1 protein-coding gene is annotated in these 1,384 nt (G+C 64.5%); it reads left to right on the top strand.

Features of this window, described 5'->3' with window-relative positions:
- Positions 1-1,384 (top strand): Ig-like domain-containing protein (locus AK59_RS01000000123630; RefSeq protein ID WP_032618462.1); only part of this gene is annotated, 1,384 nt, incomplete at both ends.

Consider the following 1,384-nt stretch of genomic DNA (forward strand, 5'->3'; position numbering starts at 1 on the left):
GCGGGCGACAACGTGATTAACGCGGCGGAAGTGGCGGCAGGCCAGACCATCAGCGGCACCGTGGCGAATGCCGAAGCGGGCAACACCGTAACCGTGACGATTGGCGGCAACAGCTACACCGCGACGGTGCAGAGCGATCTGAGCTGGTCCGTAAGCGTGCCGTCCGACGTTCTGACCGCGCTCGGCAACGGCAGTCTGAGCGTGAGCGCGACCGTCACCAACGGCCACGGCAACACCGGTACGGGCGAACGTGACATCACCATCGACGCCAACCTGCCGGGCCTGCGTGTGGACACCGTGGCGGGCGATGATGTGATCAACACCATTGAGCACAACCAGAACCTGATTATCACCGGCTCCAGCGACGGGCTGACCCCAGGCACCGCACTGACCGTGACCGTCAACGGGAAAGACTATTCCGCAACGGTGCTGGCGGACGGCACCTGGAGCGCGGCGGTCCCGGCGGCGGACGTGAGCACGTGGCCGGAAGGCACCGTGAAGATCAGCGTCACCGGCGACAGCACGGCGGGTAACCCAATTACCATCAGCCATGATGTCACCGTGGATCTGGCAACGGTGGCCATCAGCATCAATGCCATTGCCTCCGACGACGTGATTAACGCGGCGGAGAAGGGCCTGGATCTGGTGCTCTCTGGCGCCACCACCAACGTGGAAGCCGGGCAGACCGTCACCCTGAGCATGGGCGGTAAAATCTATACTGCGCAGGTCGATGCCGATGGCAACTGGACCGCCACCGTGCCAGCGGCGGATCTTGCCGGTCTGAAAGACGGCGACGCCAGCGTGCAGGTGAGCGTTACCAACGTCAATGGCAACAGCGCGTCCGCAGGACGCGAGTACAGCGTGGACGCCACCGTGCCATCCGTGACCATCAACACCCTCGCGACGGACGACATCCTCAACGCCGCAGAAGCACAGTCTGACCTGACCGTCTCCGGCACCAGCACCGCGGAAGCGGGCCAGACGGTGACCGTGAGCCTGAACGGCAAGGACTACACCGCAACGGTCGGTTCAGACGGTAACTGGACGCTGAACGTCCCGGCAGCGGATCTGGCGGCGCTCAGCGACGGCAGCGTGACCGTCACCGCATCGGTCAGCGACAAGGCGGGTAACCCGGCATCGGTTGATCACAATCTGACGGTGGACATGACCGTGCCTGAGGTGACCATCAGCACCATCGCGGGCGATGACGTCATTAACATCGCAGAACACGGCCAGGCACAAATCATCAGCGGCATTGCCACCGGCGCGGCGGCGGGCGATAAGGTCACCGTAACGATTGGCGGCCAGAGCTACACCACCGTGCTGGACGCGGCGGGCAACTGGAGCGTGGGGGTCCCGGCAAGCGTCATTTCCGGCCTCAGCG

This window comes from Enterobacter sp. T1-1, from assembly GCF_000710795.1.
Taxonomy (GTDB): domain Bacteria; phylum Pseudomonadota; class Gammaproteobacteria; order Enterobacterales; family Enterobacteriaceae; genus Enterobacter; species Enterobacter cloacae.